Annotated in this window: 25 protein-coding genes and 1 tRNA gene; 10 read left to right on the forward strand and 16 right to left on the reverse strand. The window is 50.3% G+C overall.

Features of this window, described 5'->3' with window-relative positions; all coding sequences use genetic code 11:
• Positions 1-76: 76 nt before the first annotated feature.
• The gene (locus AB6B37_RS00595) at positions 77-574 is read left to right on the forward strand and encodes a DUF805 domain-containing protein (protein WP_371396953.1); all 498 of its coding nucleotides are present in this window, start codon (positions 77-79) and stop codon (positions 572-574) included.
• A gap of 60 nt (positions 575-634) precedes the next feature.
• Here the strand turns inward: AB6B37_RS00595 and lipB are convergent, their stop codons facing one another.
• Together lipB and AB6B37_RS00605 are read right to left on the reverse strand one after the other, a co-directional pair.
• Positions 635-1,303: a lipoyl(octanoyl) transferase LipB gene (gene lipB / locus AB6B37_RS00600; RefSeq protein WP_371398478.1), complete on the reverse strand. Its 669-nt coding sequence runs from the start codon at positions 1,301-1,303 to the stop codon at positions 635-637.
• Between the two features lie 24 nt (positions 1,304-1,327).
• On the reverse strand, positions 1,328-1,816 hold the full coding sequence (locus tag AB6B37_RS00605; protein ID WP_371396954.1) for a hypothetical protein: 489 nt from the start codon (positions 1,814-1,816) through the stop codon (positions 1,328-1,330).
• Positions 1,817-1,971: 155 nt separating this feature from the next.
• Here AB6B37_RS00605 and AB6B37_RS00610 point away from each other — a divergent pair.
• Positions 1,972-2,058 (forward strand) — tRNA-Leu (locus AB6B37_RS00610).
• A gap of 134 nt (positions 2,059-2,192) precedes the next feature.
• Complete coding sequence (locus AB6B37_RS00615) at positions 2,193-3,575, forward strand: DUF6538 domain-containing protein (RefSeq protein WP_371396955.1); 1,383 nt, start codon at positions 2,193-2,195, stop codon at positions 3,573-3,575.
• 329 nt (positions 3,576-3,904) lie between these two features.
• Here AB6B37_RS00615 and AB6B37_RS00620 read toward each other — a convergent pair whose 3' ends face one another.
• Positions 3,905-5,116 (reverse strand): hypothetical protein, encoded by a 1,212-nt coding sequence (locus AB6B37_RS00620; RefSeq protein ID WP_371396956.1) that lies wholly within the window; start codon positions 5,114-5,116, stop codon positions 3,905-3,907.
• 474 nt (positions 5,117-5,590) lie between these two features.
• Here AB6B37_RS00620 and AB6B37_RS00625 point away from each other — a divergent pair, with 474 nt between their 5' ends.
• On the forward strand, positions 5,591-7,849 hold the full coding sequence (locus AB6B37_RS00625) for a DUF3363 domain-containing protein (RefSeq protein WP_371396957.1): 2,259 nt from the start codon (positions 5,591-5,593) through the stop codon (positions 7,847-7,849).
• Positions 7,850-7,877: 28 nt separating this feature from the next.
• On the opposite strand, the gene AB6B37_RS00630 is transcribed toward AB6B37_RS00625, so the two are convergent.
• The 3 genes from AB6B37_RS00630 to AB6B37_RS00640 all read right to left on the reverse strand — a co-directional run bounded on the left by AB6B37_RS00630 (position 7,878) and on the right by AB6B37_RS00640 (position 10,883).
• The gene (locus AB6B37_RS00630; protein WP_371396958.1) at positions 7,878-8,912 is read right to left on the reverse strand and encodes a hypothetical protein; all 1,035 of its coding nucleotides are present in this window, start codon (positions 8,910-8,912) and stop codon (positions 7,878-7,880) included.
• A gap of 10 nt (positions 8,913-8,922) precedes the next feature.
• The gene (locus AB6B37_RS00635) at positions 8,923-9,177 is read right to left on the reverse strand and encodes a hypothetical protein (protein ID WP_371396959.1); all 255 of its coding nucleotides are present in this window, start codon (positions 9,175-9,177) and stop codon (positions 8,923-8,925) included.
• Positions 9,178-9,275: 98 nt separating this feature from the next.
• Positions 9,276-10,883, reverse strand: coding sequence for a hypothetical protein (locus AB6B37_RS00640; protein ID WP_371396960.1), 1,608 nt, complete (start codon positions 10,881-10,883; stop codon positions 9,276-9,278).
• Between the two features lie 140 nt (positions 10,884-11,023).
• On the opposite strand from AB6B37_RS00640, the gene AB6B37_RS00645 reads away from it, so the two are divergent.
• The 3 genes from AB6B37_RS00645 to AB6B37_RS00655 all read left to right on the forward strand — a co-directional run bounded on the left by AB6B37_RS00645 (position 11,024) and on the right by AB6B37_RS00655 (position 13,844).
• Positions 11,024-11,347 carry a hypothetical protein gene (locus tag AB6B37_RS00645; protein WP_371396961.1) on the forward strand — a complete coding sequence of 108 codons (324 nt, stop codon included), beginning with the start codon at positions 11,024-11,026 and terminating at the stop codon, positions 11,345-11,347.
• Between the two features lie 56 nt (positions 11,348-11,403).
• Positions 11,404-11,805 (forward strand): helix-turn-helix domain-containing protein, encoded by a 402-nt coding sequence (locus AB6B37_RS00650; RefSeq protein WP_371396962.1) that lies wholly within the window; start codon positions 11,404-11,406, stop codon positions 11,803-11,805.
• Positions 11,806-12,032: 227 nt separating this feature from the next.
• The gene (locus AB6B37_RS00655) at positions 12,033-13,844 is read left to right on the forward strand and encodes a DUF885 family protein (protein WP_371398479.1); all 1,812 of its coding nucleotides are present in this window, start codon (positions 12,033-12,035) and stop codon (positions 13,842-13,844) included.
• Here the strand turns inward: AB6B37_RS00655 and AB6B37_RS00660 are convergent.
• The 7 genes from AB6B37_RS00660 to AB6B37_RS00690 form a co-directional block, all read right to left on the reverse strand.
• Positions 13,841-14,950, reverse strand: coding sequence for a CaiB/BaiF CoA transferase family protein (locus AB6B37_RS00660; protein WP_371396963.1), 1,110 nt, complete (start codon positions 14,948-14,950; stop codon positions 13,841-13,843). The two genes, AB6B37_RS00655 and AB6B37_RS00660, sit on opposite strands and share 4 nt — an antisense overlap.
• Before the next feature lie 13 nt (positions 14,951-14,963).
• Complete coding sequence (locus AB6B37_RS00665) at positions 14,964-15,404, reverse strand: DUF4112 domain-containing protein (protein ID WP_371398480.1); 441 nt, start codon at positions 15,402-15,404, stop codon at positions 14,964-14,966.
• Positions 15,405-15,483: 79 nt separating this feature from the next.
• Positions 15,484-16,740 (reverse strand): APC family permease, encoded by a 1,257-nt coding sequence (locus tag AB6B37_RS00670; protein WP_371396964.1) that lies wholly within the window; start codon positions 16,738-16,740, stop codon positions 15,484-15,486.
• 18 nt (positions 16,741-16,758) lie between these two features.
• Complete coding sequence (locus AB6B37_RS00675; RefSeq protein WP_371396965.1) at positions 16,759-17,331, reverse strand: hypothetical protein; 573 nt, start codon at positions 17,329-17,331, stop codon at positions 16,759-16,761.
• 74 nt (positions 17,332-17,405) lie between these two features.
• Positions 17,406-18,293: a bifunctional methylenetetrahydrofolate dehydrogenase/methenyltetrahydrofolate cyclohydrolase FolD gene (gene folD, locus AB6B37_RS00680; protein WP_371396966.1), complete on the reverse strand. Its 888-nt coding sequence runs from the start codon at positions 18,291-18,293 to the stop codon at positions 17,406-17,408.
• A gap of 60 nt (positions 18,294-18,353) precedes the next feature.
• Positions 18,354-19,835: an acetyl-CoA acetyltransferase gene (locus AB6B37_RS00685; protein ID WP_371396967.1), complete on the reverse strand. Its 1,482-nt coding sequence runs from the start codon at positions 19,833-19,835 to the stop codon at positions 18,354-18,356.
• Entirely contained in the window at positions 19,832-20,467 is a 636-nt protein-coding gene (locus AB6B37_RS00690; protein WP_371396968.1) for a ribonuclease HII, read from the reverse strand. Before AB6B37_RS00690 ends, AB6B37_RS00685 begins: the two co-directional genes overlap by 4 nt.
• A 100-nt stretch (positions 20,468-20,567) precedes the next feature.
• Here AB6B37_RS00690 and AB6B37_RS00695 point away from each other — a divergent pair, with 100 nt between their 5' ends.
• From AB6B37_RS00695 to AB6B37_RS00705, 3 genes are all read left to right on the forward strand, one after another.
• Positions 20,568-20,969: a hypothetical protein gene (locus tag AB6B37_RS00695; protein WP_371396969.1), complete on the forward strand. Its 402-nt coding sequence runs from the start codon at positions 20,568-20,570 to the stop codon at positions 20,967-20,969.
• 113 nt (positions 20,970-21,082) lie between these two features.
• A complete protein-coding gene (locus AB6B37_RS00700; RefSeq protein WP_371396970.1) occupies positions 21,083-21,799 on the forward strand; it encodes a glycosyltransferase in 717 nt (238 codons plus the stop codon).
• Positions 21,799-22,368, forward strand: a complete 570-nt coding sequence (locus AB6B37_RS00705) for a DUF2064 domain-containing protein (RefSeq protein ID WP_371396971.1) — start codon at positions 21,799-21,801, stop codon at positions 22,366-22,368. Before AB6B37_RS00700 ends, AB6B37_RS00705 begins: the two co-directional genes overlap by 1 nt.
• 1 nt (position 22,369) lies before the next feature.
• On the opposite strand, the gene AB6B37_RS00710 is transcribed toward AB6B37_RS00705, so the two are convergent.
• From AB6B37_RS00710 to rimK, 3 genes are read right to left on the reverse strand one after another with little or no spacing between them, the layout of a single operon-like run.
• Positions 22,370-23,239: an MBL fold metallo-hydrolase gene (locus AB6B37_RS00710; protein ID WP_371396972.1), complete on the reverse strand. Its 870-nt coding sequence runs from the start codon at positions 23,237-23,239 to the stop codon at positions 22,370-22,372.
• A gap of 49 nt (positions 23,240-23,288) precedes the next feature.
• Positions 23,289-24,104 (reverse strand): uracil-DNA glycosylase family protein, encoded by an 816-nt coding sequence (locus AB6B37_RS00715; protein WP_371396973.1) that lies wholly within the window; start codon positions 24,102-24,104, stop codon positions 23,289-23,291.
• 3 nt (positions 24,105-24,107) lie between these two features.
• The gene (gene rimK, locus AB6B37_RS00720) at positions 24,108-25,610 is read right to left on the reverse strand and encodes a 30S ribosomal protein S6--L-glutamate ligase (RefSeq protein WP_371396974.1); all 1,503 of its coding nucleotides are present in this window, start codon (positions 25,608-25,610) and stop codon (positions 24,108-24,110) included.
• Positions 25,611-25,618 lie beyond the last annotated feature (8 nt).

Consider the following 25,618-nt stretch of genomic DNA (forward strand, 5'->3'; position numbering starts at 1 on the left):
TAAAAATTAGTCGATTTCGCTTGAACATTTTCTAAATTGCGTCATTCTGTCTCTATAACCTCATAGGGAGAGAGACATGGGAAATTTACTATTTTCACCAAAGGGTCGTATTGGGCCGGGACCATTTATGAATGGTATGGTCATTTTAGCCGTAATTGGCGCTGTTATTAGCTTAGCGCCACTGATCAGTGTGCAACTATCCATGATTTTAGGCTTTGCAGGTATATTAATGCTTTATCCGTTATTTTGCTTGCTGATCAAACGATCCCATGATGCCGGCCGTTCTGGCTGGATGAGCTTGGCGTGGTTCGTGCTGCTTATCATTATTTCGGTCATCCTTAGTCAAATCGTCATGATGCTATTTGGCGGTGATGCGATGAAAGATATGGAAGCCGCTATGGAAGAGGCCGTATCATCAGGCGCGGGCATGGGTGACATTATGGAAATGACTGGCGATATGGCAAAGAAAACGGCCATTCCTTCTGCGGTCGCTGGCTTTATTGCAACGGTTCTTGGCGCTTACGTCATTAACATGCTCAACAAAACTGACCCGGACGCTAATCAATATGATTAGTCCTTTGGTGATTTAATGAATTAAAGCCCGCTTTTATGGCGGGTTTTTTTATGGATAGTTTTAAAGTTTGGCGTTCACTGTTGGCCCAAAGATAGCCTCAAAGGACTGGCGCAAGGCCTTATCCACTATCGCCATATCCGTTGTCTTTCCCAGCGCAGACAGGCTCGTGACCCCATGTTCAGATATACCGCAGGGCACGATGCCCGAAAAATGCGATAAATCTGGCGCGACATTAATCGCAATGCCGTGAAAGCTGATCCATTTTTTCAGCCGCACGCCAATGGCTGCGATTTTTTCCTCTCGGCCGTCATCATGGGTGACCCAAACACCCACGCGGCCTGTCTTTCGCTCCGCAACCACATCTAGCGCCGCCAGCGTATCAATAATCCACTGTTCCAATCCGCGCACAAAGGCCGATACATCCCGCCCGCGCAGGCGTAGGTCCAGCATGGCGTAGGCCACGCGTTGCCCCGGTCCGTGGTAAGTATATTGCCCACCCCGACCGGACGAAAACACATCAAAGCGCGCCGGATCAACCAGATCGGAGGGCTTGGCACTGGTGCCCGCAGAATACAGCGGTGGATGCTCCAAAAGCCATATCTGCTCTCGCGCCTCGCCTCGGGCAATGCTCGCGGCCCGTGCTTCCATCTCGCTGACCGCATCGGGATAGGGTATGGTCTCGCGTGATACACGCCATTCAATCGGCGTGTCTGATATGAGGGTCGAAATCACAATCGGTATTTATCTAAGACGTTATTGAACCTTGATCTCAACGTCGCCAAATTCTTCTTCAAACAGACTACGCAGCTCGGGGTGGTCTTTGGCGATGCGCGCGCCTTCGGCGGCCAGGCGCATTTGTGCTTTGCCAAAATCAGCCGCAACACTCATGGTTTTAAGGCTTAAACCCAACTCGGCTTGGTCAATATTTTGTAGCTTTTCGCCCATCGCTTCCATGCGCGGACCCATGGATTTAAGCTCGGCTATGACTGCGCGCGCTGTTGCTTCGTCATTCACGAGCGCCATTTTATCGGCCAAAGCATTGGAATTCACTGTGGCATATTCCATCATTTCAACCGGGGACATATCCGCGATTTCTTTTGTCGCGATTTCAAGGGCTGCTTCTGGTGTGGCTGCTGCGTTGATGGCTGTTGTGGTATCAATTGTTTTATCGCCACCACTACACGCAACAAGGGATAACGAAAGCGCCGCAACGACAGCCGATTTTTTCATGAAAGATATCATAATTGTCTCCAATAATTTGGCTTAGTTTAGCCTGCGGTTTACACAATAGCTAGGGGCGTCCTGGCGACGATAAAATGGTATAGCCCCTCAAAAAACTCCGCATTTTTTGCTTCACAAGCGCGGCGTCTATCGCTATAGCGCAATTTCCTTAATGTGCGGCCGTGGCGGAATTGGTAGACGCGCAGCGTTGAGGTCGCTGTGGGGTAACACCCGTGGAAGTTCGAGTCTTCTCGGCCGCACCACTTTCCTGACATTGCAAAGAGCGTAAGCCTTTGAAAAGTCTCGGAATATCTCTCTTTCCTGTACTTTCCATACGGTAACTCGCGCGGTTTGCCTAACTTCTTGCCTTACAATTGGCAGGACAGGAGATGGCTATATGAGGTCGATTCAGCGTCCAAACCAGTATTTAAGATTACGCCATGACGTGTGGCATTACGTGCGCCGCGTCCCGAAATCAGTTCGCCACATTGATGAGCGCGTGTTGATTTACCGCTCGCTTGAAACAGACAGCCGCAAAGTGGCAAGGCAGCGCCGCGATATATGCGCCGCCGCCGACGACCAGCGATGGAGCGAGATAACGCCCAGCCGTTTCGGAGCGCCCGCGCCCGATGCCGTGATGAAGGACTTACAGCAGCGAGCACAAGCGTTTGGCTTCACCTATATGCCCGTCTCGGAAATCGTGGAAAAATTGAACGGCGAACAGATTGTGCAGCGCGTGACGGCACTTGGCCCAATCAACGGACCTTTATCACCAAAACAGCAACGGGATGCGGATGCACTCCTCGGTTTGGCTGAAACACCAAAGGTAAAAATAAGCCAAGCCTTAGAGCTATATCTAAGCGAGATTGCGCTGGACGAGCAGACAGGCAAATCACCCGAACAGCTTAAGACTTACACCAAGGTCAAACGCCGCGCTGTGGCGAACTTCATTAAGCTAAACGGCGATATGGATATGCTTGAGATAAGCCGCGATGAGGCGCGAACAGTTTACCGCTTTTGGGCAGACCGTGTTCAGCCCAAGGGCGACCAGAAGCCTTTGAGCGGGAGTAGCGCTAACCGTGATCTAGGAAACCTTCGTAAACTCTACCGCAGATACTTTGAACACATCGGGGATGAGAATCGCCAAAACCCTTTTCGAAACCTGCGCTTTGCTTCGCCAAAACTTAAGCAAGTGCAGGCGTTCAGTGATGACTGGGTCAGGTCGAAAATTCTCGCGCCTAATATGTTGAAAGGCCTAAACCGAGAAGCAGCTTTGCTTTGTTTGGCAATGATAGAAACAGGATGCAGACCGAGCGAGCTTGCCAATATCGAGCCAGAAAACATTCGCCTAGACGATGAAATTCCCCATATTCGTATTCGTTCAAGCTCCAAGCGGGCGTTGAAGTCGACGGCATCGGTGCGCGAAATTCCGCTTATTGGCGTGTCCCTTGAAGCGATGAAATGTGCGCCAAATGGCTTCCCCCACTATCAAGACAGAGGCTATTTATTGTCGCAAACGCTCTTGAACGGCTTCAAAGTCAGAGAGCTTTTGCCGACACCTAACCACCGAATTTATAGTTTTAGACATAGCTTTGAGAAGCGTATGTTGGAGGGCGGCCTTGATTATGGCCTACGCTGCACCCTAATGGGACACCGTAACCCACGGCCTGAATATGGCGATGGAGGCTCCCTTAAGTATAGAAGTGAGCAACTAGTTAGGATTGCCCACCCAATTACCAAGCGGTTGCTTGCGGGTGAGCCCTTTTACTTCAAAAGTTAGTGAGCAATCGCAATGTATATTTAGTATCATCAATCGTCATTTACTTATGATAAATTCGTATTTAAGTGTGGTTTTATTTATCAAGCTCTATGGTAGATGCAAATAAGCCCGCTTACGCGAGCCTATTTGATTAATTATTACTGTACGTTTAAACGCCGCCATCTGTTGGGTTACGCATTGGGTTATCCTTCCTTGGTTTGAAACAGCTAAATGCTGCCTTTGGTTCTTTATACGCAGTTATAGGTGAATAGTTCCTTTACGGTCGATTCCTCTACATCTGTATTTGCCATATAGATGACGCTTCTTATCCCTTTTGGCAAGAGGGCAAGTTATTTAACTTCATCCCCAGTAACACCACATGAAGGCGCCTTAAATCGAAGTGTCACATGTTTTTGCGATGACTGAAGATTTCGAAGCCCTCCATGAGATCGTAAATCACCATAAGAAAGAGTTTCTGTACGTGGCTTAGTCATAGTTCCATCGTCGAAAAATTCAACAACGACGCTTCCTGTACTTTCATCTACAAGGCTCTCAACCTCGAACTCGGCGCACTCCGTGAAGCGCCTCGGTTCATGAGACCAAATTTCGTCTATTTTAATCCAAGACCAATATTGAGTGGTAACAAGTTCGTCGTCTGATCCTACTGAAAACTCTTCACTGATTTCAAGCCCTTCAGGCGGAATTTCGACAGGTTCCTTCATACGTGAGCGCCCATGTGGATCGGAAGCTACGCGTATAGACTTATACATACCAATTGGGGTTGGTGGGACATCAAATTTATCAGGATTGAAGAAAACGCCCATTTCGTCTTCTGCCGCGACGTCACCGAACAGATTTCGCAAAGTAAACACATTCTCTACTGAGACTCGATAAGCCTGAAATTGGTCTGACCATTCCTCAACTTTAATGCGACGCTCCAATTTATAGACATAAAAGCCTAGTGCTCTGACTTTATCACGAGTGGCCTTCATAGCTTCACTTGTGTCTCCGCCGAATAATATGGACAGTCGAGTGTCAAAGTCTTCTTGATGCGGTAATTTCAGACCTGTTAGGCTAATCACAAAACCGACTATTGTGAAAAAAGCACCGTTTGCCGTCCAAGACCAAATGAAGGCTTCAGCCATAGCATTTGGATATGCTTCATAAATCGACCAGAAAACTGCAGTGATTAACGCCATCGCCATCCATACGACAAATATCAAGGTTACCCTCTGGTCTAAGGGAATTAGCTTTGTATTGAAGAACCGGAAATATGGCGGGCCTTTGTCAATATTCGCGCGTATACGATTGAATACATATCCTGTAAAAAGGCACATAAGGGCTGTAGCCATAGCCGAAACAATAATAGGGGAAGGGTCGTCGGAAAAGGTCCATGCTTTTTCGACTTTTACAAAGAGAAACCATGTTCCCCAATATCCAACTTGGCTAGTTATTATGGGCACTATTACTAAACCGAATGAGGGTGAACGACGGAAAGCTATTAGAATTCCGACGCCTGATAACAACAGAGCGTTGAGTATTGCATATCCTAAATATGTCATATTGCAGTCCCCCTATTGATGCGTAGTCTAACCTTCCAAATGTCGCCGAGTCTATAGGCTGCGAGGCGATTGTTTTTAAAGCTGTTGCCTAATCACATAACTCTCCACAACCAATCTTACCCCGCTTTGCGGCGAGTCCAACGCCCCTGCCTCCGCTCGTGTGGGCGGCTCCGTCAGGCGCGCCGAACGGCACTGTATTGAGAGAGCGTAATTAATTAGATAGGATTGGCGCTTGGGGAGAGGTTAGAAAAGAAAAGAGCTTCAGCAAGATAAAGCGAACCGCCCTTTTAGGGGCACTTCGACGCTAAAGCTCTGTTTTTGCTACGCGAGTTGGGGTGTCACCATTTTGGCAACTCGTGTGTCATGCCTCCAAAATGCCTCCATCCCGCTAATACCTAGAAACTCTCTTTTCCCTATAATTTCCAATCGGCTTCCTTCGAGACAAAAGCCCCTAGTTTGTTCGATTATGGGCGAATGACTAATGAAGATGATTTCCGCTTAAGAGCCAAAGCCCGCAAGTCCAGCAGCAGAGCTGCCGAGGTCAGTATTCCAGCAAACTATAAGGGATTTCATCAAGGGGTTCGCGCCTCATTGGTCAGAGGCAAGGCCGTTTCAGGACGGCGGACGCTAACGGTTCCCTCCAAACCGCGCACAGGGCGCTTTAACGCGCGTGGCAGAGGCCGCGCGGCTTTGGAGCGCGGCATTGGGCCGAAGCAAGGTTGGAGAGTTCATCGCGCCACAGGAGACCGCTACCGCGCTCGTCGTGCCATTGTGAAAGTGCGCGTGGTGAAACTCCGCAATGCGAAGTCGTCTGTCTCTCGCGGCCACTTAGCTTACCTCCAGCGCGAAGGCTCAGGTGTGGAGCGAGCCGAAGTTTTAGAAGGCTCGGCGGAACTGACCCCGACACGCGGCCAGCTCTACGGCCCAGATGATGGCGTTGAGATTGACGGGCGGGATTTTGTCGCTCGCTCCCAAGAGAGCTTTGACGGACGCGGCGACCCGCACCAGTTTCGGATAATGATTTCGCCAGAAGACGGGGCAGAACTGGCCCGCGTGAATGGAAATGGAACGCCGAACCTGAAAGAGACAACGCGTGCGCTCATGGCGCAGATGGAAGAGGACTTGGGAACGCGGCTGGATTGGGTCGCGGTTGACCACTTCGATACCGCCCATCCGCACACCCACATCATCGCGCGAGGCGTGACCCATGACGGCAAAGGCTTGAACATTGCAGGCGAGTATATCTCGCGCGGCATTAGAGGGCGGCTGGAGGAAGAACTGACCCGCGAATTAGGCTGGAAGTCAGAGCTGGCCATCCAGCAAGAGATGAAGCGCGAGGTGGACGCCATGCGCATGACGACAGCGGATAGGCATATCGCAGACGGCATGGACAAAAATACGAACATCATAGACCTTCGCGCAGGGTCAGCTGTGAGCACGTTTGGTCAGCACTCACCTTTGAACCGCCACATCTTAATCGGGCGGATGAACTACCTTGAGAAAATGGGCCTTGCACAGCCCACGGACAAAGGCCGCTGGCAAATTGAAAAGGACGCCTTCAAAACCCTTGGACAGATTGAACAGCGAGAGCAGCTCAACAAAGAAATCCATGCCGCTATGGATAGGGCGAACATTAAGCGCCCTGTCCGCTTAAATGATGGCCGCACAGACTATGATGGAAACTTATCGGGTCGCCGTGTCATTGGCCGCGTGATTGCCAAGACTCTTGGCCGTGATGAAGGCATGAACCCAGACGCCAAAGGCGGCGGCAAAGTGCGGTTTATCATCGACGGCACTGACGGCTATGTCAGCACCGTTGAGACGGGCATAGACACGCGGGCGGGTGAAGCCGCGAAGGTCGGCTCTATCATCGAAGTCTCGCCGCCTAGTTTGCGGACAGTTGACCGAAACATACAGGCCCTTGCGACGGGTAAGGATTATAACGGCAAGCCTCGTAACGGGCTTGTCGGAAATTATGCGATAGCGACGAGCGGCCCTGAGGATTGGGTGGACGGCAGCGGTAGCAGAAGTGCCGCCCACATGCGGGCGCACAGGTTGCGGCTCGCCACACTGGCGAAAGCGGGCGTGGTGCAAGTCGTCAGCAAAGATAAGGACGGTGACCCTTATGAGTGGCGCGTGCCAGAGGATTTTGATGAACGGGCTATCTCTTTAGATTTGAGACAGGGCCGCGCGTCGGGCGTCAAGCTACTCTCGCGCCAAGACTTGGATGCACAACTTGAAAGCCCCGGCGCGACTTGGCTTGACCGCGCACAGGTGAGCTGGGGCAGAGGTGGACTAGGAGGAATAAGCGTAAAATCTAGCGCCTTCGCAAAAGAGCTGGACACAGCTTTCCAGCAGCGCCGCACATGGCTGATTGAGCGGGGCTATGCAGAGCTACGCCAAGACGAGCAAAAGACCTCCATTATCTACAAGCGCGGCTATGTGAAAGCATTAGAAGCGGAAGGGTTCAATGCAGCAACGGAGAAGCTGGAGAGCATGACGGGCAAGGCCCATGTTGCGGCGCAGTCAGGACGGTTGATTGAAGGCACAGTCTCGCAGAAATACGAACTCCCCCACGGCCCACACGCGATGATTGAGACGCAGCGGGCTTTCTATCTTGTTCCGTGGGAAAGCCATCACGCGCAGAAGTGGGGTAAGCGCATCAAAGGCCGCGTGTTAAGCGGCGGCGGCATTGATTGGGATGCTGGGCGGACAAGAGGGATTGGGCGGTGATCGTCACATAATATGCTTGACTTAGGTGTTACAGGACACCGTATGAATAGTCTTTTAGTAGCTCATTGATATTTTTATCGCTTAATTGAAGGGCTTCGAGAGCCTTAGCCTCTTCTTCCGTAAGATCCTGGTAAAAATTCTCTTGAGCTAACAGTTTGGAGCTTTTGTTAAAACGCACATCGTGAACACGTTCAGAAAGTTTAGATAGAATGGAGGTTTCTTGGCCTGACAAAATAAAATTAGGCCGTCTCCCTTCAAAGCGCTCAGTAAAGCATGGCTCATGTTTCAAAGCTTTTCGCCAATTCATGACTATATAGGGGTGGTATTCATCCGTCGAAGAATTCAACGTCGATTTCACATCTGTGTCATACCGAATTTCAAGCGCAGCTAAATTATCATCAACTGCTCGCACCCAAAGCTGCGGGCACTCTAAGCCTAAGAAACTATAACAGATACAAACTTCAGCGAGCAAATCGCAATCGTTATCCAAGAAAGCTAAAGCTCCCATCACTTTGATGCAATCCTCACCACTTCGTGACAATGGCCAAGAGGTGGAGCCATATTCAGTGAGAAAAAATATGATATGTGTCAGTTCATAAAAGAAAGGCTTGTTGAGACGAGAGAAACAATGCGGGTGGGCTATGAACCGATCTATGTTGTCTAATAGTCTTAACCTATGTTCCTTTTCCACCGTGTTCGGTTTCAACCGCCGTCTCAACAAGCTGAGTGTCTCAAGCCGTCGAGAGTCAGACGTGTCATAATCTAGGAAGTGATTTTCCCTCACATAGTTACACAGCTTTTTTCCAACATGTCCCGTTAAACCTAAATCTTCAAGGTCCAAACATATGCGCAGCGTGAATCTATAGTATTGAGGATAGGTCTCATTGAATGAAATAGCTTGTGAATAGAAATCTTTATAGTGTTTAAGCGCTTTGGGTTCTATTAGCATTTGCGCGGTGCTTGCCAAAGATAAAAGCTCTCCGTTCTCTTTAAGGAACGGAAAGCTCATTTCTTTATGCCGCGCCTTTGCGAAGGCATGGACTGTGTCATTCGTTAGATACAAGGGTCGGCCTTTAATCGCGATATTGGACTACAGACATCATTAGGCTTGCACCATGGCCAGCGTGCAGACTGCGCACCGTATTTTGTCGCGTAATTGATTGAAAGTCACCTTTGTAAAACGTTTTTGCAACTTGGACCGCTTGAACTTCCAAGAGAAAGTTTTCGATAGCTGGAGAAGTTGCTGAAGGGGTCTGAGCCATTGCAGGAACTGAAGACACAGATGCGAGTGAAAAAGCGGCGGCTGACATTAATAGAAGTTTTTTCATTGTAGTTCTCATCCTTGTTAGTGGGATGAGAACTGTCGCGAATAAAGGTTAACAAAAACACAACAGCAAGAATAAAAAAATTTTATCGTATAAGTAGACTACTCAACGTATTTGATAAGTTCTGCAGTGAGTTTGCTATCGAAGTTTCGGCGCTTCACATACGTTGCAAGTGACCCATCTAGGTTACCAACAAGCGTTTCTAAGTTTTTATCTGTTAAGGTTTTCCAGTTATCGTTTTTTGCTTTGTTAGCGCATGACTTAACGAGTATATTAGCAATAATTGAATTCTCGACATAGGCTAATTGGCAGATATCAATAATGCTTTGGTCGTTTTTATTCAAAAAGGCATAAGCAGCGTCAATTGCAAAGACAGAGCTATCTCGACCAGAATGGATGGTTTTAATTTGGTCGGACATCGCCTTAGCTTTTTGCCAATCACCCAACTTAAAACCTGTTCTAAGTGCTGCATTCAGCATAACTAAAGAATTATTTTGATAGCGCTGTTCAGTATTCCAAATTGTATTTCTGAGTCTATCTGCTCTGAAATCTGGTCGCTCGCTTTCATAAATAATTTTAGCAATGACCATTTCAGAGGAGTTTATCCAATCTTTGCCAATCATCTCGATAAGCTTTCGAGCAGAATCAAGTGGATCTGGAACAGTATGTTCTCGGTAACCAGCATACTGTTGGAGATAGGTTGTAGCTAAGGCGCCGTAAGTGTCGGCAGTAGCAAACCCGCTTTCAATCGCCTTTTCTAAACAGTGCAAGTAGGACTGATAAACGCTATACCGACCATCAGAATAGCCATCATACATATCAATCTGACAGGAATAAGCCTGACGCCTTTTGTTATCGTGCCAGTCAACGGTTGCCGAATAGCGTGGCAGAGTGCCATAAGGCTTTACCATGTCGACGATTGATTTGATAACATCGTTGAAAAGAATCTTATCATCATTGTGACGAGTCACGCCCAAATTTGAGTGATGAATAATATTTGTTTTGTGTTTGTGATATACACGAAAAGTGAGGCTATGCACTGAAGGAGTATTTCTTCCCTCTACAAGAACATAAAACCTTGGAGTTGTATTTGAGCACTTTGTGTCCTCTGGAACTAGGTTTACGGAACTGTGCTGGGATAATACAGATTTAATAAGGTCAAAAGTAGATGCTAAATGCTCATCGTCGATCAATTCTGTTGATACACTAATGTTTGGAACATTAAGAGAGCAGAGAGAGTAACCTAAAGCATTATGATACCCCCATAGTGACGCTAAACTTAGACATGCGGCAATTGTAGTGGCAACAAGAGTAGTTCCCCACCCAACCTTTCGTATAGAAGAACTCGACTTAGTATTGACTTCATCAGTATCAGCCCCATTGCAGGTCTCAGAAACTACAATTCTGTAACCCCCACGTGGGATATGTATTTGAAAGTACCTGGAGTTTGCATTGTATGTTCGCAGAGCTTTACGTAGGCGATGCATTTCAACCCGGACGATACTGTCTAGTTTTGGGTCGAAATCATCTGATCTTCCGAAGACGTCTACTGCAATTGAAAACTGTTTGAGGTTCCGCCAATCCTCATTAAGATTTTTTCTAAATAAATGAGTCAAGAGATCGAGTAGTCGTGGTGACTTGCCCAGAGCGTTGCTTTGAGCGACCTCGTTAAGGATAATATCAATATTGCTTTCAGACAATATGCTCAAAATCCCACCGCCTCTCATTACATTCTTCAAAGTAATAGCGCTGCATTAACCTTTTAGTAACCCCATATAACTCTTCTTACGCGAAAAAATTGGATAAGTTCTCTCTGGGTGCAAAATTTATCCAACTGGGGGGTATTAAAATGAGTAGTGCAGAAAGAGTTGAACAGAGAATTGATCAGTTATTGAAAGAGTATTTAGACATTGATGTACAGTTAAGCCATTTTGCAAAGATCGTTTCTATAGACGACAGTAATGCAGTGTTTGTTGACGAAGGGTTACTTATAGAGCGTCATATGGAAATTCTGGAAGAGGTAGCATCGCTTTATCCGCTCACCAACATTGCTGCCGAAATAGCATTATTTTTATGCAAAAAAGAAATTGACACTTCGGAGTACGGAGATTGGCCAATGTCAAAAGTTGTTGGTCATGTGCACAAATTTCTCGCAAACAAAGCAAATGTATAGCCAAAGTTTGAGTTTCACCCTATTAGGCGAGCGAAATCTGCTAGTCTAACGAGGAAATGATGGGACTGAAAATTACGCACGCTAATGAAATTGATAAAATTATTGGCGCGAATTTGCGAGCTCTACGGATAGCCAATGGGCTGTCACAAACTCAGCTTGCAGAGGCCGTTGATTTAAGCTTTCAGCAAATACAAAAATATGAGCATGGAAGCAATCGGATAGGCGCCAGCAAACTTTGGCAATTCTGTGAGATACTTAAAGTTCAGCCACAGAGCTTTTTTGAAAACTTAGAGAATGATCAGGCAGACAGTAGTGTTAAGAGCTCAGACGGTAGGCTAAAATTTTTGGTTCATCCCAAAGGACAAGCTATGGCTGAAGCATTTCTGCTTCTTCAAGACTCTAGAGCCGAGCGCGCAGTCATCGATTTGTGCAAAGCGTTATCCTCTACAAATGAATAACGTTTCAGTTTAGTCAGAGATTATTAAATATTACATTTATTTCGGACGTAGCTACTTTGCCTCACAAAACTCCCGACTCCATGCCTCACAAATGCCTTGTGCGAGTCTCTAACTCATTGTATTTATTTCTATAATGGAAAGCGCTAAGCCCTCTCGGCCGCACCACTTTTTATCTATTCATATTGTCTGTTGCGCATTAGGCTGTTCCTTAGAGCGGAGGGTTTGTGATGCGGTTTAAATTATTATTGGGGTTATCAGCAGCAATGGTCTTGCTTGGGTGTAGCGGGCCGCAAGGCAGCACCTCTGACAGAACTACGTCAGCGGATAATGGCGCTAATTCGCCTCAAAATAATAGTGAGGATACGCGCTTCAGCGATTTGCTCGACGCGCATTGGGCTTGGACACTGTCAACGGCGCCGACCTTTGCGACCTCATTAGGGGTACGTGATTATGATGACCGACTGAGCGATCCATCGCTTGCGGCCTATGACGCGCAAGTCGAGCGGCAAAAGGAATTTCTCGCGGATTTCAGAGCGGTTAACAAAGACGCGCTGAGCGCTGATAACCAGCTTAATCTAGATCTGATCACGCGTGAGCTTGAGAGCGACATCGAGGCCTCTGCTTACGGGGGCCGTTACATGATTATGACCAACCGTGCGGGGCCACATACAACGATTACGGGCCTACCCAATCGCTTGCCGTTTTTTAAGGCGGCTGATTATGACAGCTATCTGGCGCGATTATCTGCCGTGCCAGACTATATGAGCAAAGCGACCGATCGTCTGCGCGCCGGTATTGAGGCGGGATGGGTGCAACCTTGTGCGCCCATGGCCGGTTTTGAGGCATCAATCCAGACCCACCTTGTGGATGATGTAAATGACAGCGTTTTGATGGACGCATTTGACACGCGGCCCACAGCCCTGAGTGCGCAAGAGTTTGCAAATTATAAAGCCAATGCGGCTACGATCGTCAAAGGCGATGTACTGCCTGCGCTTAAGACTTTCGAGCAGTTTTATTTGGATGAATACGCCCCCAATTGTCGGGATGAGGTTGGCACATCATCTATGCCGGGCGGGGCGGACTATTACGCTTACCGCGCGCGAATGTTTACCACCACGGATATGACGCCCGATGACATTCATAATATTGGATTATCTGAGGTCGCGCGGATCCGCGCAGAGATGGCAGAGGTGCAAAAGCAAGCGGGCTTTGAGGGCACGTTTAAGGAATTTCAAAATTATCTGCGTACCAACCCTGATTTTTACCCCAAAACGGCACAAGAGCGCATGGACGCCGCCGCCGTTATTTTGAAAAAAATGGATGGGAAGCTGCCGGAATTATTTACGAAGTTTCCGCGCATGCCCTACGGGATTAAAGAAATCCCGTTGGATGTCGCGGAAAAAACAACCACAGCCTATTACATGCGGCCAGCGGGGGATGGTTCTCGCGCAGGGTTTTATTATATCAATACGACCAATCTTGATAAGCGTCCGCTCTACGAGATGGAAGCGCTATCGCTTCACGAAGCCGTACCAGGGCATCATTTTCAAATCGCGCTATCCCAAGAATTAATGCTGCCGGACTTTCGTAAATATGGGGGCTTTACGGCCTTTATCGAAGGGTGGGGTCTGTATTCTGAACGGCTGGGACTAGACGTCGGCTTTTACGAGACGCCCTATACAAATTTCGGCCGGCTATCTTATGAAATGTGGCGGGCGTGTCGTTTGGTTGTTGATACGGGTATGCATGACAAAGGGTGGACCCGCCAAGAGGCAGTGGACTATATGATAGAGAACACAGGGCTATCTGTGAAAAATATCAATAACGAAGTTGACCGCTATATCACCTGGCCCGGCCAAGCGCTGGCCTATAAAATTGGTGAGCTAAAAATCCGCGAGCTCCGTGCTTTGGCCGAGAGCGAACTCGGCGAAGATTTTGACATACGTCTGTTCCACGACACAGTGCTGGAAAACGGGGCTGTGCCGCTGTCTGTACTAGAGATAAAAGTCAAAGACTGGATAGAAACTCAAAGAGGTTAGAGGTCTTTTGTATCAATCCCAGATATATCAATTTTGAGTGATTTTAGAACCTCGATTGGATCGTTTGCGCGCATTGGGATGTCGGTATTCGTTGCGGGTTTTTTGTTACCGAAGACGGGCGCTGGACGGGCATGGGTGAACGGGCCGACAGTCGTAAATCCGCCGCGCGCGACGTTTTGCGGATGGGTCTGCGCCTCTTGATAATCCAGCACGGGCGTGACGCACGCATCAGAGCCGTCAAATATTTTCGCCCAAGCCTCTCGTGTCTTAGTGGCAAATATGGCTTCTAATGTAGCGTGTTGTGCGGCGTGTTTTGACTTATCCATTTGTCCGCCAAAACCATCCGCATCTATGTTTAAACGCTCCAACATGATTTTGAAAAATTGCGGTTCGATACAGCCGACAGCCATATATTTCCCGTCCTTGGTTTCGTAACACCGGTAAAACGGCATGCCGCCGTCAAGCAAATTTGTACCGCGTTGTTGGCTCCATTGCCCCAGCGCTTCTAGGGAATAAACAATCCCCATCATAGACGACACACCGTCAATCATGGCGGCGTCAACAACGTCGCCTTGTCCTGTTTTCGACGCTTTAAGAAGGGCTGCGAGCATACCCATGACAAGGAAAAGCGAGCCACCACCAAAGTCGCCAATAAGGTTTAGCGGAACAGGTGGCGGTGTATTGGGCGCGCCCATGGCCGCCAAAGCCCCCGTGATAGCGATGTAATTAATATCATGCCCGGCCGTTTTAGCCCATGGCCCCGTTTGTCCCCATCCTGTCATGCGGCCATAAACAAGGGCGGGATTAATGGCGTGACAGTCATCCGGGCCAAGGCCAAGCCGTTCCGCGACACCCGGGCGAAAGCCTTCAAAAATCGCGTCGGCGCTTTGAATAAGGCGCTGCATGATAACGGCTGACTCTGGCGCGCGAAGATCTAATTCTAGCACGATCTTTCCGCGGTCTGCCGTCATCGGCATGGCCTGTCCCGGGCGCCGCACAAGAATAATCCCTGCGCCCATATCGGACATTAATTGCCCTGCATAGGGCGCAGGGCCAATGCCCGCCAGTTCAATAATGCGGTATCCGTGAAGCGGGCCAGAGGACATAGCTGTTCCTAATCTATTTGGGGTCTAGCTTACCCGCCAGCGCTGTTACGTCAATCATATCGGCGGGCTTCACGCTGTCCCAATGCTCGCGCAACAGGGCCGCATTGCGGTTATTGGCTTTCCAGCCCCAGTCAAAAATATCCCCAATAATGGGGATAAGCCCGACCAGCCAGTCAAGCCCGACATTCCCAATCATTTTCATCATAGTCGACCGTGATACGCCCACCCGTGCGGCTTGCGAAATAATATAGCTAGACACCCCAAGACCGATTGTATCACCAATGCCGGGGATAAAACCGATGATGGTATCAAGACCCAAATTAATAGGAATCCTTGGAATTTTAAATTGGCTATCCATCAACCGCGCCAGGCCTTCGACGCGTTGGACATGGGCTTCTATGCGGGCGATATCTTCACGTTGCTTTTCGTCATCGAGCGCGGCGTAGGGCGGGATATAATCATCATCGTTTGAAATGGGGTTGTCCTGTTCTGAAGCGGTGTCGTGATGACTTTATGAGTAGAGCCCGCATAAATCAACGCGGGGCTTTGACAAGCTGTCTAATAAACAAACCGATAAGCAGGATTATAGTTCCTGTAATTATGACACGCCAATCAATAAAAACAGCAAGGCCAAGACACCCAATCAATCCCACCCAAGATATAATCCGAGGATATAGGCGCTGTTCATCTGATAAGCGTAGGGCGGCCCAATTGGTGATGCCGTAATAGATTAAAACCGTAGAAGCGCTGAAACTCCAGACCCATGTTAATCCGCCAAACAATCCGAGACAGGCAATAAACAGACCTATAGCCATGACGGCGATGCTTGGGTCTTGGCGCGCATTTAACCGTCCTAAAATAGCTGGCAACTCTCGGTCACGGCCCATGGCAAAGGCGACGCGTGATAGGCCCAGGATGAGGTTTAGTAGGACCCCTGCCATCGCGGTCACAGCGGCGACCGCAATAAAGCCAGCCAGATAAGGCACACCCATGCTGAGCGCGATATTGCGGAGCGGCGAAGCATCCGCCGCCGTCAACGCCGCATAACGCTCAGCGCCAATGGTGGATAGCCCAGCCCATAAAACGCCCCCATAGATTAGGGTCGATAAAATCAAGGTGATAATAATCGCGCGCGGAATAGTTCGCTGTGGGTCGGTGATTTCTTCGCCTAATGTCGCGATACGGCCATAGCCCGTAAAAGCCACAAAAATCAAAGCTGCCGCTTCAAATAAATTGGGGGCATGGAGCGCGGATAACGATACAGGCATTTTAGGATCAACCCCTATGGCTGTGATGATAAGCGTGATTAACGCAACCATAGTGACGCCGACTAAAACTGTATTGACCGCATTCGCCCGCTTTAACCCTAGCAAGACTAAAGCTGTCATCACAATCGCGACAAGCGCGGCAACGATATTAACAGCCACCGTTAATCCCAAGACATGCACACCGTAGCTGACTACGCCAATGGCGGCTGCGGCGGCACTGGTGGACTTTGCCAGCAAAAACGAAAGCCCTGCGGTAAACCCAATTTCGTCGCTAATATAATGCCGTCCATAGGCATATGTGCCGCCGCTTACGGGATGGTTCGTGGCCAGTTGCGCGCTGGATAGCGCATTACACGTCGCGAGTATGGCCGCGATGATAAGCGCGATAAGCGCCCAGTCCCCGACCACGCCAACGGCCAGACCGAGGCTGATAAATACGCCCGTGCCGAATATGGAACCAAGCCCAAGGGTAACAGCGCCCGCAAGGCCAACTGTGCGTTTTAAGGACGGCTGATTACCCATTCAATTAACGCTTACGCCCTATCGCCGCCGTTGCCGATCGGCACGTGAGGGGAAAATACGGTTACGTTCGCGTTTGGCCTCTTGCGGTTCTGGTGCTTTTTGCAACAGCTCTGAAAAGTCTAAAACGCGGTCTTCATTGCGGTCTAGCCTTTGCGCATTACGGGTCAGGACTTCGGTAAATTCTGCGCGGGTCACCACAGCGTTAAAGTCACGGTCAAATTGGGTATTGCCTGGCAATAAGTCGAGCGAGCCGAGCGCGCGAATACGCCACGCGTCCACTTCGACCAAGCTTAGACTACCGTTGCCGCTGCTATCAGCAGTGCTGAACGCGCTTGTGATACCACCCTTCACTTCAGCTTCAGTAATCTGGTAATCGCCGTTTTGATCAAAACTGGCAAATAACAACCCGCCAGAGACGAGAGACATGCGCTGGCTATTAGGGGACACGGGTCGTTGTGCGCGGTTAAGCTGCTCGACGGCTGGTGCGGCGTCAAGCTCGATAGGCGCGTCAATGGGGTCATTATCTTGCGCGAGGGCAGTGCCCGCAACGAAGGCAAAGGGAAGGGCAACGAAAAGAGCGAAATAAGTCATGCTTTGCCTTAACGGCTGAGCTGCCAAATTGCACTTAAATAAATAGACAGATGACAGCTTATGCTGTCATGGGCCTAGAAATCCAAAATCGACGGCACATCCCAGCCACGGCGGTGACAGGCGGCAATGACTGTGTTGCGCAGCAGACAGGCAATTGTCATCGGGCCGACACCACCCGGAACAGGTGTGATAGACCCCGCCACATCGCGCGCGGGCTTATAATCTACATCGCCGACAAGACGCGTTTTGCCTTCAAAACGCTGGCTGGGCACACGGTTAATGCCGACATCAATCACGCAAGCGCCGGGCTTAATCCATTCGGCTTGCACCATTTGGGGACGCCCAACGGCAGGCACTAAAATGTCTGCTTCGCGGCAGACGGAGGCTAAATCTTTTGTGCGGGAATGGGCGATGGTTACGGTACAATTTTGCTCAAGGAATAATAAGGCTGCGGGTTTTCCGACCAATATTGACCGCCCCAACACCACACAATGTTTGCCCGATAAATCCCCTAGCGTATCTTTGGCAAGCATCACGCAGCCCGTTGGCGTGCAGGGGCGCAGCCCTTTTTTACCCAGTGACAATCGCCCGGCTGACGCTTCGGTCAGGCCATCAACATCTTTATCCGGATGGATTTCTTCAATCACACGGTCAGAGTTCAACCCTTTGGGCAGCGGCAATTGTACCAATATACCGTCCACCTCGGGGTCTGCGTTTAAATCGCGCACAAGCGAGACAAGCGCGTCTTCTGATATATCGGCCGGAAGCTTATGTTCAATCGAGCGCATACCCGTCTCAACGGTAAATTTAGCCTTGGAGCGAACATAGACTTGGCTCGCGGGGTCTTCACCGACCAGCACAACAGCCAGACCGGGTTGCGCAGGCAGAGCTTTCACCGCCTGCGCAACATGGCCGCGCAAGCGTTCAGCGTAAGCTTTGCCGTCGATTTTTATGGCGCTCATGATGCTCTCCCAAACAATAACTGTGCGTGTTCTAACGGCCTTATACTTTATTTCAACGCTTTATGTCGGTGTGAATAGGGGTACGCCGTCCGTGCCGCGGGCTAAGGTTCCGCGCGTCCCGATGGGCGAGGTTTGTGGGTCGGTTAGCCATGCTAGTTTTACGCCGTTGCCCAGTATGACTTTGGCCAAACTACGCGTACCCGCGTCGGTGCGCACAACCAAAATGCCGTGCTCAGCTTTACCGCTGCGGTCATAGGGTATGGTAAATGTCTCAATTTTGGCGGGGCCTGTGGCGTCTGCATCAAAGGCTGGAATGTCCCCGCGCGCGGCATTAGCGGTGTTTGATTGATCGCTGTCCTTCACCCTGACAAAATTTGACGGGCTGCGTGATAAGGTGAGGGCGTAATGCTTGGTCACAAATTCGCCTTGGCCGTATAAAAGCCCCGTCTGTTTCCCGCCGCGAATGGCACGCACCATGGCGCAGGTGCTGTGGGTCATATAATTATTCAGCGGTGCGCCAAAAAAACTAAGCCCCCCTGTCACTGATGGGGGCAGGCTGTCGGACAAACCTAAAATCCGCTTTGCCATTTTCGGGACAACCGGAAAGCAGCTATAAAGTTCAACCGCATCGAAATCCCCCTTAACCGCTTGCAAGACTGCGGTCTGTGCGGGGCTCTCATAGTAGTTTTCGCGCGCCATGAAATTACGCGGTTCATCCGCAAAGGCACCGCCTGTGATATAAACGATCTTGGCGTCATCAACGCCCATGGCGCGCGCTTTCGATAGGCTGGTGATGATGACTGCGCTGGCTTGATTAACGGTCGGATTGGCGACTTGGGCCTTGGTATAAGGCCAAGCAATCAGGCGGTTTTTCGGGGTCGGTGTTTTAATATCATCCGCAGACCAGTCGTCCGTTTTCCAGCTATAGGGATTTGTTTTTGCGACCTTCGCATAGTGTTCCCAGAGGGCTGCCGACTCGTCTATCGCCTCCTCTGGCGTCTGGCCCCAATGATGGGCGCAGGCCAAATCATAAAAGGGATAAACATGGCTGGGGAAAAACAATCCCAACTGTAGCGCACGCGGTTCCAGAAATTGCGCCACGGCCATATAGTCGGGTGTGCCTGCGACCTTGGGCGGCCACCGCAACGTTTGCCCTATACGCATAGCGGCTCTAACGCTGTGTTGCGCTTCGGCCCCGACGACTAAGGCCAATGTGCTTTCCCCAGCTGCAATACGGTCGGCGGCGGCATGTACGGCTTTTAACGGGGTTTCGCCGCCTGTGGGTTGCAGCACGGCACGGGCGGGCGTGATAGACAGAGCCTTGCATAACTGTCCCGGCAAATCATCATAAGCCCAGCTGGCGGGATTGATAATATCCACACTGTCAAAGGCGGCATCACCGTTTGTCCCGCAATCCTGTAAGGCGATCTGCGCAACGTCGCGCATTAGGCTCAGGGGGTCGCGCGCGTCAGACGTCTGTGTGGGGCGGTCGCAAATTTCGCCAATGCCAATGATAACAGGCGTCATGTCAGAAGGGTTCATTCGGGTCTCCAAAATAACTCGCCTTGCCGCATGGGCGCAAAACTAAAACGGTGGATGGGGCAGGGGCCTAGGGTCGCAATCGCCTCGCGGTGGGCTTTCGTGCCGTAGCCCTTATGACCCGCAAAGCCGTATCCGGGAAAGCGGTCATCAGCAAGGGCCATTAAATTATCGCGGGTGACTTTGGCGACAATCGACGCGGCGGCAATGGACAGGCATTTTGCGTCGCCTTTGACAATGGCCTGTGTTTCGCAGGGCAAATCGGGGTAGCGGTTCCCGTCAATCAGTGCGGTTTGGGGCACTATTGGTAATGCATGAAAGGCGCGTTGCATCGCGATCATTGTGGACGCTAAAATATTGACTTGGTCAATCTCTGCAGGTTCAGAAATACCAATGCCAATTAGCGCATGGGCGCGTATATCATTCAGCACATGTTCACGTGCGCTTTGGGATAAAGCCTTACTGTCGTTCAAACCGTGTGGGATGTTATCCGGGTCTAAAATGACAGCGGCGGCGACAACAGGCCCAGCCAAGGGTCCGCGTCCTGCCTCATCGATGCCACAAACGGGATGTAAACTAGCGCTCTCGTAAGTGAAATCGGGAGAATTTTTCAAAGATGTCAATTTTTTTGGCATGTGTAATTTCTGGCCTGATTCCTGCATTTTTGCAGTTATAGGCCTTTTTAGAGCAAAAAGAATTTGTTAGAAGGCAACAAATTTCATGAGGAGTGAATAAATGGGTAAATTTACAAATACAGCGATTATCGCAGGCATTGCCATGATTGCTTTTGCAGGTTCTGCGTCTGCCGTTGATATCAAAGATAACGCGTCTTGCACCGCAGAAGGCGGTACAATGGTTAATGTGAAAAATAGCGACTACTGCCTCGTGCCAATTCGTGACGAAGCTTATGCTGACCCGATTTATGATGGTAATCAGTTGGGTATTGTGGATTGCCCCGGCAATAAACTTCAAGATGGTCAATATTGCATGTATCCGGTGACAATCCGCCCAGCGCCGGCCCAAACAACGGCCACAACACCATCAACATCTGACGCGCTTACGACGGCGCCTTCTATGGACTCCGCAGTTGATAGCATGGAAGAGATGGCAACAGACGTTGTTGACGATATGAAATAGGCAAACCGCCTATCACGCATAAGTGATTACACCCCGCCCCCAAAGGCGGGGTTTTTTAATGCACCGCTTTGTTTTTCCCTTGTTTTTAGAGGCTTGATTGTCAAGAACGCATCATGGAATCTCGGGCTGATATCATTGAAAATCTATGCGTGGTGATTCCGACCTTAAAGGCGGGGGCGTCGCTGGACAGGCTTTTAACGCAATGCGCCGGCTATCCCGTTATTATCGCAGACGGCGGGTCGACAGATAACACAATTAATCAAGCCGTGAGGGCAGATGCTGTTGTGGCGAGTGGCACGGCGGGTCGCGGGACCCAGCTACGGCGCGGCGTTGATTGGGCGCTTAAAACCCAAAACCCAGAGTGGATTTTAATCATTCATGCCGATTGCACCCTGCCGGAGGATTGGCAGGGCGATGTGCGTGAGCATATCAATAGCCATCCGACGAAAGCTGCCTATTTTACCTTTGGCGCCAAAGCCTCTGGCTGGCGGCCCCGTTTTATGGAATTTGTGGTCAAGCTGCGCGATATCTGGCCGCGCCTGCCTTATGGCGATCAAGGTCTTTTGATATCCAAGGATATGTATCAATCCGTTGGCGGCTATCCTGATCAAGCGCTGTTTGAGGATGTGGAGATTATCCGCGCGATTAAAAATACGTTTGGAAAGTCAGCACTGCGGCGTCTTTCTGGGCGTATCATGACAGATGTCAGCGCCTATGAACGGGACGGTTTTGCGACGCGAACTTGGCGCAATGTCATGATTATGCGGGACTATAATCGCGGTGTGTCGATTGAAGACCTGATTAAACGCTACAGAAAGCCTGCGTCCTGATGCGCGGTACGGTTATTATCATGGCCAAAGCCCCCATCATGGGTCGCGCGAAAACGCGGCTAGCGGCAGATATTGGTCTTGTTCACGCCCACCGTCTTTATAAAATGATGATGTCTCGCGTCATCAGGGGCGTTCAAGACCCGCGCTGGGATACGGTTTTGGCTGTTACCCCCGCTCCCATGATGCACAATGTACCCATGTGGCAGGGTGTGCCGCAAATGCCCCAAACAAGCGGTAGCCTCACCCCGCGCTTGCAAGCTGTTTTTGACATGAAAGGCCCCGTGGTCGTTATCGGCACAGATTGCCCCGATGTGAGCCGCACGGATATAGCGGACGCCTTTAAAGCCATTAAACGCGGTCACGCTGTGCTGGGCCCTGCCGATGACGGCGGTTTTTGGTTAATCGGCCTTCACGGCCCAGCGCGGGCTGATTTATTTGATAATGTGCGCTGGTCACACAGCCAAACCATGGCTGATATGGCCGCCCGTTTTAGTCGTCCAGTGAGGCAACTTCGCCGCCTGATTGATGTTGATGACAAAATCGCGCTGGATGGGTGGCGCGGGACATAATTTATTTTATGTCGTTGTTCTTCTCTTTTGAAATCCGCTTTTGATCGATATCGTCTAGCGTCTCTGCAGAGATACGCTTTTGTTCTTCATTCAGGCGGTTTACCTCTGTGGCAAGCGTTTGCAGCGTTTTGTCAATCAGGCTTAGGTCACCACCTTTGCCATTGGCGGGAACAATGATTTTGGCGTCTTTATAAACTGATTTTGTCCACGCAAGCGCGCTTGGCCAAGCTTTGATATCGGCATTGACTGTATTACCCAGGCCTTTCATTTCCGCCCCGACAACAAGCCCGCCCGCAAAAAGCACATTATGTGACGGCACATAGACAACCAGATTGTCAGCCGTATGCCCTGCACCGGGAAAGGCAATTTCAACAGCGCCGACTTTGCTGCGTGAACGCGGCTCGGATAAGGCGCTGACCGATGTATTGGGGACAGGGGTGCCACGTTTTGCGGCTAGGCCCGCCGTATCGGGGTGGGTGAACACTTTGGCGCCCGCGCGCTCAATGATATCGACCCCTGCCAAGCGGTCATATGTGTGCGCCGTCAGCACAAGGTTTTTAACAGGTTTGCCAATCTCAGTCTCAATTTTTTGCAACAGTGATTGTGTCGCCATTTCGCCCCATGCGGTATCGACCAATGTCAATTCCTCCCCATCCGCAACAATCAAACCGTTGCTGGGCATCGAATTGCCGCCTGGCAAAGTATAGGCCGAGGTATGCACCCAGACACCCTCTGCGATATTTTGAATGACCACGGGATAGTTGGCGGATATTTCAGCGGCCAGCGTATCTGGGGCGGTTTTCTGCGCCGAGCAAGCGGATAAAGATAAAGCTGCAAGAGCGCTCAATAAAACAGAAAGGCGAAAGGTCATAATAATCTCATCAATTGTTTTTAATTAATTAGGACGGCATCCATGCAAATTAAAGGCCGTTTTTCATATCCGCTATTTTAGCGCGCAGAGACAGCATATCGCGCCACATGTCAGCTTTCAAATCAGGCCGCCGCAGCAGGTAGGCGGGATGATAGACGATTAACGCTGGCGCGCTATGCTCGCCTGCGGCCACATCGACCCACTGCCCGCGTGTTTTGGTAATGCCTTTTAAGGTGGTCAATGCTCCCATAGACACACCGCCGACCAAGATAATAAGCTTGGGTTTTTTAAGCGCAATATGGCGCTGGATAAACGGCAAGCATAAGGCGACATCTTCGGGTGTTGGGCTGCGGTCACCGGGTGGACGCCAATTAATAACATTGGTGATATATAAATCATCATCGGTCAGGCCAATGCTGGCAAAAATACGATCAAGAAACTGCCCAGTAGGCCCAATGAACGGCTTGCCGGCGCGGTCTTCATTGACCCCTGGCGCTTCGCCAATGACCATAATATCGGCGTTCGGATTGCCGCGCGCAAACACGGCTTGGCGGGCGCTATCAGACAGCTCTCCGGCGTTAAAGGCTGAAATGGCAGCGTGTAAATCCGCAAGCGTTTTGGCCTTTTGCGCGATGCCTTGTGCTGCACTGGGTTCGACCGATGGGGCGGCTGGTGCGGGCGTGACGGGGCGCGCAGCGGCCGTTTTTCGGGCCGCGATTTGGCGGGCGCTGCCTTTGACAGGGGTTTGCGCGGGCGTGTGCGTGGGTGCAGATTTTTTGCGCTTTGGCGCAGCGGGTTTAATTTCTGGCACATCAAGACCAGAGACATCCCACCAGTTTAAAGCTGATAAAAGCGCGCGTTCCATGGTTTAGCTTTTTGGGCTGGCTTTGGTGTTTGGCTTAGCTTTGGTGTTTGGCTTAGCTTTGGTGTTTGGCTTAGCTTTGGTGTTTGGCTTAGCTTTGGCTTTTGGCTTCGTTTTGATTGGGGTTTTCCTTGCCGCAGGAGCGCGAAATACGCCGCTGACATTGGCTTCGATACATTCAATAATCTGCCCAGCAACATCAATACCTGTGGCCTCTTCGATGCCTTGTAATCCGGGCGATGAATTAACTTCCAAAATCTTCGGGCCGGTGTCACTGCGCAGGATATCAACGCCCGCGACTTTTAGCTTCAAGGCCTTGGCGGCTTTAATGGCGGCAGAGCGCTCTTGGCGCGAAAGTTTTGCTTTTTTGGCAGACCCCCCTTGATGCAGATTTGATCTGAACTCACCCGCTTGGGCTGTGCGGATCATCGCGCCAATAACTTTGCCGTCGACCACGAAACACCGCAGGTCTGTGCCAGAGGCTTCTTTGACAAATTCTTGGACAAGGAAATGCGCGTCTAATCCGCGAAAGGCATCAATCAGGGAACTGGCCGCTTTGCGCGTTTCGGCTAGCACGACGCCTTTGCCCTGTGTGGACTCGAGTAATTTTACCACGACGGGTGAACCACCCGCGAGGCTAATGATGCCGTCTGTGTCACGCGAGCTGCGCGCAAAGGCCGTGTTGGGCATGCCTAAGCGGTGACTGGCCAGCACTTGATGGGCAAGCAATTTATCGCGCGAATTACCAATCGACTGCGCTGCGTTGAGGCAAAATACGCCCATGCTTTCAAATTGACGCACAACGGCCATGCCGTAAAACGTCATGCGAGACCCGATGCGCGGAATGACCGCGTCATAACGGGGCAGGGCTTTCCCGTCGTAATAGACTTCGGGCTTATGCGCGTTAATCGACATATAGCAGCGCGATGTCTCGATGCATTCAATCACGTGACCACGCGCTTCAGCCGCACGTATCATGCTTTGGTTGGAATAATTTCGCGGCTCTTGGGTCAAAATAGCAATCCGCAGCGGTTGGGCCTTACGCGCTTTTTTGCGTGTACTTTTATAGGCCCCGTAATCTAATTCAGGCTGTAAAAAGCTTTGCGACGGGACAACGGACATATCATCGGTCAACGCTCCACGGCCAAGCAACATACGGTACCCCATAGTTTCGCGGTTGGTTAGGGTGATATCAATGTCCCATGTGCGGTCGCCCATCTTTATTGGGCTGCGGATGACAAAGCGCGATTCAGACACGCCGTTGCTGCTGACGACAGTGCGGCGGTCAACGACTTTGGCCGAACAGACGACTTCTAACTGCGGATTGCTAGGGTCGGGGTGCATGATAAAGCGCACTTGCGGATTACTATCTGACCCAAAGGGTTCAATGGCTACAGCATGAAGGGCGGATGTTTTCGCGCCTGTATCAGTCTTAGCTTTGATAGCAGGGAGGCCAAGTTCGCCAAGGCTGACCCATTCTTCCCAGCCAATTGCAAAATTATCCGACATAGTAACCC

The sequence above is a fragment of the Fretibacter rubidus genome, from assembly GCF_041429785.1.
Taxonomy (GTDB): domain Bacteria; phylum Pseudomonadota; class Alphaproteobacteria; order Caulobacterales; family Maricaulaceae; genus Fretibacter; species Fretibacter rubidus.

What these genes read in the sequence shown, in the direction of transcription:
- AB6B37_RS00670 (WP_371396964.1), bottom strand. Translation starts at nt 16,740, where the DNA reads ATGGGTAATCAGCCGTCCTTAAAACGCACAGTTGGCCTTGCGGGCGCT.
- folD (WP_371396966.1), bottom strand. Translation starts at nt 18,293, where the DNA reads ATGAGCGCCATAAAAATCGACGGCAAAGCTTACGCTGAACGCTTGCGC.
- AB6B37_RS00675 (WP_371396965.1), bottom strand. Translation starts at nt 17,331, where the DNA reads ATGACTTATTTCGCTCTTTTCGTTGCCCTTCCCTTTGCCTTCGTTGCG.
- AB6B37_RS00660 (WP_371396963.1), bottom strand. Translation starts at nt 14,950, where the DNA reads ATGTCCTCTGGCCCGCTTCACGGATACCGCATTATTGAACTGGCGGGC.
- AB6B37_RS00650 (WP_371396962.1), top strand. Translation starts at nt 11,404, where the DNA reads ATGATGGGACTGAAAATTACGCACGCTAATGAAATTGATAAAATTATT.
- AB6B37_RS00710 (WP_371396972.1), bottom strand. Translation starts at nt 23,239, where the DNA reads ATGACCTTTCGCCTTTCTGTTTTATTGAGCGCTCTTGCAGCTTTATCT.
- AB6B37_RS00645 (WP_371396961.1), top strand. Translation starts at nt 11,024, where the DNA reads ATGAGTAGTGCAGAAAGAGTTGAACAGAGAATTGATCAGTTATTGAAA.
- AB6B37_RS00615 (WP_371396955.1), top strand. Translation starts at nt 2,193, where the DNA reads ATGAGGTCGATTCAGCGTCCAAACCAGTATTTAAGATTACGCCATGAC.
- AB6B37_RS00715 (WP_371396973.1), bottom strand. Translation starts at nt 24,104, where the DNA reads ATGGAACGCGCGCTTTTATCAGCTTTAAACTGGTGGGATGTCTCTGGT.
- AB6B37_RS00625 (WP_371396957.1), top strand. Translation starts at nt 5,591, where the DNA reads ATGACTAATGAAGATGATTTCCGCTTAAGAGCCAAAGCCCGCAAGTCC.
- rimK (WP_371396974.1), bottom strand. Translation starts at nt 25,610, where the DNA reads ATGTCGGATAATTTTGCAATTGGCTGGGAAGAATGGGTCAGCCTTGGC.
- AB6B37_RS00655 (WP_371398479.1), top strand. Translation starts at nt 12,033, where the DNA reads ATGCGGTTTAAATTATTATTGGGGTTATCAGCAGCAATGGTCTTGCTT.
- AB6B37_RS00605 (WP_371396954.1), bottom strand. Translation starts at nt 1,816, where the DNA reads ATGATATCTTTCATGAAAAAATCGGCTGTCGTTGCGGCGCTTTCGTTA.
- AB6B37_RS00685 (WP_371396967.1), bottom strand. Translation starts at nt 19,835, where the DNA reads ATGAACCCTTCTGACATGACGCCTGTTATCATTGGCATTGGCGAAATT.
- AB6B37_RS00695 (WP_371396969.1), top strand. Translation starts at nt 20,568, where the DNA reads ATGGGTAAATTTACAAATACAGCGATTATCGCAGGCATTGCCATGATT.
- AB6B37_RS00705 (WP_371396971.1), top strand. Translation starts at nt 21,799, where the DNA reads ATGCGCGGTACGGTTATTATCATGGCCAAAGCCCCCATCATGGGTCGC.
- AB6B37_RS00635 (WP_371396959.1), bottom strand. Translation starts at nt 9,177, where the DNA reads ATGAAAAAACTTCTATTAATGTCAGCCGCCGCTTTTTCACTCGCATCT.
- AB6B37_RS00595 (WP_371396953.1), top strand. Translation starts at nt 77, where the DNA reads ATGGGAAATTTACTATTTTCACCAAAGGGTCGTATTGGGCCGGGACCA.
- AB6B37_RS00700 (WP_371396970.1), top strand. Translation starts at nt 21,083, where the DNA reads ATGGAATCTCGGGCTGATATCATTGAAAATCTATGCGTGGTGATTCCG.
- AB6B37_RS00620 (WP_371396956.1), bottom strand. Translation starts at nt 5,116, where the DNA reads ATGACATATTTAGGATATGCAATACTCAACGCTCTGTTGTTATCAGGC.
- AB6B37_RS00690 (WP_371396968.1), bottom strand. Translation starts at nt 20,467, where the DNA reads ATGCCAAAAAAATTGACATCTTTGAAAAATTCTCCCGATTTCACTTAC.